We start from the raw sequence: 4302 nt of genomic DNA, 5'->3' as shown, positions 1-4302 counted from the left end.
TTTCGGCTAGGTAGTCGGCGCGGGATTGCGACCATGCCCGAAAAACGGTTCTTGTGGAACAGCCGAAGCGTTTTGCCAGTTCTTTAGCCGTAACGTCTCGCTTGGTGGTTTTCAGTTTTGGATAGGCCATATTTCAAAGCTCCGTGATGATTTTTGTTCTGCCTGCATTGATGGTTGTTTTCCGCAAACTATTCCGATGAGCCTGCAATTCCGAAAACCGTCGATTGCTGGCTGCAATATCAAACTTGTACCAAACCCAGTTAGCGATTGATTTGGAGATACATTTCACTTCTTTTTCCCACATCGGGACAGGGAAATCCCCATTTACCCGCATACACTGGTAATGCACTTCTTTCAGCCAGCCTTGCACCGTGTAGCCCTGCTGTTTGAACGCCAACACGTTTTTGTGCGCCCAACGGCTCACAAGGTTAAACACCGTGCAATTTCTGCTTAATCCGACCGCTTCCACGTTAGAGCGACCGATATAGGGCTTAAACTTGTCTAAATCCACGAAATCCGCAAGATACTCCAAATCGTAGCCCCTGATTGCGTCAGGAACGCCGCGCAGCGTCAGCCAATGCGGATGTTCGGGATTTTTCGTAATCAGCGATACAAAGCCCACATCACCGCGCAATTTCGCCTTATATGCTGCTTCAAGTGCAGCAAGATAGCGCAGGGCTTTTTGTCTCCCACCGTATTCCGCCGTCAGCACAGGCGCGGAAAGCGCATAGGCAAGGTGTGCGCCGCCGTTTTCCCTGTTGATTGCCGCCCAAGCAGGCATAGGCAGATTATTGTCTTCCCAAGCCAACCCCGCCCCTTCGTAATCCAAGTCAAAGAGCATAAACACACGCAGATGCGGCGGATTGACTTGGATGTAGCGGCGTTTGATGGCGGCAGCGTAAGAGCGCACCAGCATAGGCGCTTCTTTGAAATCTTTGCAGTATGGCTTGTGTGGGATACGTTCTTGCAAGAAGAGGTCGGGTTGGGTGTATAATTGGCTCATGTTGTATCTCGAAACCCCCGTGCAGATTGGCGTTTGGCGGGGGTTTTGCTTTGTCTAAGATTTGCAGATTGTATGCTTGTTTTTAAGATGATACAACTATGTCAAAATAACCATAATCAGATAACAGCCCGATAGGGGTTCTTATTTCAAAATTTTCCAATCCGCAATTTAGCGAAGCCAGCAGGCGAAGCGGTAAAGCTTGGAGCGCAGCAGCGCGACCTAAGCCGGCCAGCAGGGCGGCGTTTTGGGGGAAACATGAAACCAGTTCCGACAGGGCGGCGTGCGTGTTCTTCCCGGAGTTCTTCATGGAGTATCGGCGAAATGCCGTGATGAAATGCCGTTTTTTTGAGCAGAAAGCAGTCAAAAACAGGGGTATTTTGCCCTTTTGACAGGTTCGAGTGCCGCCGAAAAGCGAACAAAGCAACTCATCATCCGAGTCAGCCCGACCGAGTTTGAGACTTTGACCCGACAGAAGACCCATCCGAATTTAGCCCGCTACATTCGGGAGCGGGTTTTGGAAGATGGCAAAGCATCCGACAAAAAAACCGTCAAATTCCAATTCCCGCCCGAAGTCGTGCGCGTCCTTGCAGGCATGGGTAACAACCTGAACCAAATAGCCAAGGCCCTGAACACCGCCGCAAAGGTCGGCACGTTGGGCAATGTGGAAGCACTCAAGGCGACGACCGAGCTGGCAGCGTTGGAACGTTCCTTAAATTCCCTACGGGATTTTTTAGCCAAAGAAAAGAACGGATGGCAGTCCCAATGATTGTGCAGTTTTTCAATAGGGGGAAAGGCGGCGGGAGTGGTCCGATAGACTATCTTCTAGGCAAAGACCGCGACCGAGAAGAAGCCAGATTATTACGCGGTGACCCCGAAGAAACCGCCGCCCTGATAAACAGCAGCGATTACGCCAAGAAATACACCGCCGGCTGCCTGAGCTTTGAAGAAAGCAACATCCCCGCCGAACAGAAACACGCCCTGATGGACAGCTTCGAAGAGTGTATTTTTGCAGGCTTGGACAAAGACCAATACAACTGCCTATGGGTAGAACACCGAGACAAAGGGCGTTTGGAACTCAACTTCGTGATACCGAACATCGAGCTTTTGAGCGGAAAGCGGTTACAGCCCTACTACTACGCCGCCGACAGAGGAAGAGTGGACGCATGGCGCACCATGCAGAACCTGACGCACGGATACAGCGACCCAGACGACCCCGCCAAACGGCAGAGCATGACCCAAGCCAAAGACCTGCCGAGAAACACGCAGGAAGCCGCACAGAGCATCACAGAGCATCACAGACGGCTTAGAAGCCCTAGCCCTATCAGGCAAGCTAAAAAGCCGCGCAGACGTGCTGGAAACGCTGGAAAAGGTAGGTTTTGAAATATCACGAGCGACCATCAGCAGCATCAGCATCAAGAACCCGGACCCAAAAGGGCGCAACATCCGACTGAAAGGCGCACTGTATGAGCAAGATTTCCGATTTGGCGAAGACCTTCGAGCAGACATCACGCACCGAAGCCGCCAGCATAGAGCAACAAACGAAAGCAGACTTAGAGACGTTACGGAAAAATATCAACGAGGCATTGAAGCAAAGCGAGCAGAAAATAACCGCCGATATAAACGCCCGGCAGTTACGCATGAGCAAGGCAGTATTCAAGCCCTATCTGTGGAGCTTGCTAGGTATATCGGCGGCAGGGTTGATAGTCATAGCAGGGCTGTTCATAGCGATATGGAGCGTCAAGAACGAGCTGGACGACTTGAAACAGCAGAGAGCCGAAGCAGAGCGCACCCTAGACCTGTTGGAAACCAAGACCAAAGGTTTGACACTGGAAAATTGCCCAGTCGAGAACAGCAAAGCAACGCGGGTATGCGTAGCGACCGAGAAGCGAATGCTGGACGCGTTAGCGGAATTAGAGAGCAATCACGCAGCAATCGAGCAGCGAATGATGAAAGCCTTAACGCACTTGGGCGAAAGGTTGGCAGAGCTAGAGCAGGAAAACACGAGTTTAGCGCAGCAGCTAGCGAGCTTGGCAGCCGAGTTAGAGCGGCAGAGCGAAATACGGCAACGGCAGAGCGAAATCTTGAATCAACCAGCCAAACGATAAGCCAACGATACAAACGAACCCAAAGCAGGGGATGGGGAATGAGCCGATGATTACCGAGAACGAACGCGACAGGCGAACAGCCGCATGGCTGATAGAGACCTACGGGGCAGAAGCCGTAGCGGAAGCAGAAACCCGCATTGCGGGCGCGAGAAAGCCCTATCCGAGCAATATCGCCAAAGTATTGGGGGCTAGCCTACCCGAAGCCCTAAAACGCACAGAAAACGCCGCAGCGCGCCAAAAACTGGCAGGGCTGCGGCGGATGTTGGACGGTAAGGCAGTTAAGACTTCACAAGACTTGTGAAATCAGACCACTGCTCAATGCGGAACGCCCGAATATCGCGGACAGAAGACGGAAACCAAGGCAGAGCTTTTAGCTCGTTGATGGCTGAAAACAGGTTAGCCATATCTTCGTTTTGGCAGGTGTACAAACTTCCCTGAATGCGGGTAAAGCCGAATTTCCGCAGGGTGTATCCAATATCCGCGTAGGCTTGGGAAATGCCTTTCGGATGGTTTTGAGCGGTATCGGCAACCACCAAATCAAAAGAAATCGCGTACATTAGGCAGCCTTTGGGTCTTGAACGATGTGGGACAGTTTGTATTGCGTGTGTTCGCCGCTTTCCGGCAGTTCAATATTTACGAGCCAATCGCCGTCCGGAAGCTGTTCGGCAGGCGTGCCGACGATGTACATCACGCCGTAATCGCCAAAGGTGCGGATTGAACCGGTGGGGATAGTGGTTTGCATGGTTAGTTCTCCTGTTGGGTTTGGTTTTCAGGCTGGTTTGTCATGTACAAAACCCGTTGGGCAGCTTTTTCGGCTGTTGTGCGTTTGATGCCGTCAGGCAGAAAAATTCTCCATTTTTTGGCTAGAACTATATCTGCAAGATCATCAACCGTTGCGCTTTTCAAAGCAGGATTTGCGTTAATTTCCGAATACAGAAAATCTTTGAATGCCGAGTACAGAGCATCGCGGTTTATTGCGTATCTTGTCATGCTGTTTCGCTTTGGTTGTCAGTTTCAGACGGCATAGGCTTGCCGCGCCTGTACCAAGTGGCGCGGGAAATGCCGAAGTGTTCCCACGGTTTATCGCGGCTGATAGAGTTTTCGGCTAGGTAGTCGGCGCGGGATTGCGACCATGCCCGAAAAACGGTTCTTGTGGAACAGCCGAAGCGTTTTGCCAGTTCTTTAGCCGTAACG

General features: G+C 51.6%; 11 protein-coding genes. 4 read left to right on the top strand and 7 right to left on the bottom strand.

Features of this window, described 5'->3' with window-relative positions:
- From DFR77_RS12325 to DFR77_RS13540, 3 genes are all read right to left on the bottom strand, one after another.
- The coding region (locus tag DFR77_RS12325) for an HTH domain-containing protein (RefSeq protein WP_113852155.1) at positions 1-130 on the bottom strand (130 nt) is incomplete at its 3' end.
- 3 nt (positions 131-133) lie between these two features.
- Positions 134-1003, bottom strand: a complete 870-nt coding sequence (locus DFR77_RS12320) for a replication initiation protein (RefSeq protein WP_003690219.1) — start codon at positions 1001-1003, stop codon at positions 134-136.
- 82 nt (positions 1004-1085) lie between these two features.
- Positions 1086-1310: a hypothetical protein gene (locus DFR77_RS13540; protein ID WP_025455920.1), complete on the bottom strand. Its 225-nt coding sequence runs from the start codon at positions 1308-1310 to the stop codon at positions 1086-1088.
- Positions 1311-1388: 78 nt separating this feature from the next.
- On the opposite strand from DFR77_RS13540, the gene DFR77_RS14300 reads away from it, so the two are divergent.
- From DFR77_RS14300 to DFR77_RS12295, 4 genes are all read left to right on the top strand, one after another.
- Positions 1389-1769 (top strand): MobC family plasmid mobilization relaxosome protein, encoded by a 381-nt coding sequence (locus tag DFR77_RS14300; protein ID WP_014580441.1) that lies wholly within the window; start codon positions 1389-1391, stop codon positions 1767-1769.
- Complete coding sequence (locus tag DFR77_RS12305; protein ID WP_003696452.1) at positions 1754-2383, top strand: relaxase family protein; 630 nt, start codon at positions 1754-1756, stop codon at positions 2381-2383. Before DFR77_RS14300 ends, DFR77_RS12305 begins: the two co-directional genes overlap by 16 nt.
- A gap of 83 nt (positions 2384-2466) precedes the next feature.
- Entirely contained in the window at positions 2467-3108 is a 642-nt protein-coding gene (locus DFR77_RS12300; RefSeq protein ID WP_003690229.1) for an MbeB family mobilization protein, read from the top strand.
- 46 nt (positions 3109-3154) lie between these two features.
- Positions 3155-3409: a CppA family protein gene (locus DFR77_RS12295; RefSeq protein WP_003690227.1), complete on the top strand. Its 255-nt coding sequence runs from the start codon at positions 3155-3157 to the stop codon at positions 3407-3409.
- On the opposite strand, the gene DFR77_RS12290 is transcribed toward DFR77_RS12295, so the two are convergent.
- The 4 genes from DFR77_RS12290 to DFR77_RS12275 form a co-directional block, all read right to left on the bottom strand.
- Positions 3387-3665, bottom strand: a complete 279-nt coding sequence (locus DFR77_RS12290) for an endoribonuclease VapD (RefSeq protein ID WP_003690225.1) — start codon at positions 3663-3665, stop codon at positions 3387-3389. The genes DFR77_RS12295 and DFR77_RS12290 overlap by 23 nt on opposite strands.
- The gene (locus DFR77_RS12285) at positions 3665-3850 is read right to left on the bottom strand and encodes a DUF5397 family protein (RefSeq protein WP_003690223.1); all 186 of its coding nucleotides are present in this window, start codon (positions 3848-3850) and stop codon (positions 3665-3667) included. Before DFR77_RS12285 ends, DFR77_RS12290 begins: the two co-directional genes overlap by 1 nt.
- 2 nt (positions 3851-3852) lie before the next feature.
- A complete protein-coding gene (locus DFR77_RS12280; protein ID WP_003690221.1) occupies positions 3853-4098 on the bottom strand; it encodes a hypothetical protein in 246 nt (81 codons plus the stop codon).
- Positions 4095-4302: helix-turn-helix domain-containing protein (locus DFR77_RS12275; RefSeq protein ID WP_113852154.1), on the bottom strand; the 208-nt coding region annotated here is incomplete at its 5' end. The genes DFR77_RS12275 and DFR77_RS12280, both read right to left, overlap by 4 nt.

This window comes from Neisseria gonorrhoeae (genome assembly GCF_003315235.1).
In the GTDB taxonomy this organism is placed as follows: Bacteria; Pseudomonadota; Gammaproteobacteria; order Burkholderiales; family Neisseriaceae; genus Neisseria; species Neisseria gonorrhoeae.
Note: the sequence above shows the minus strand (reverse complement) of the source record. Positions and strands in the feature narration are given on the sequence as shown.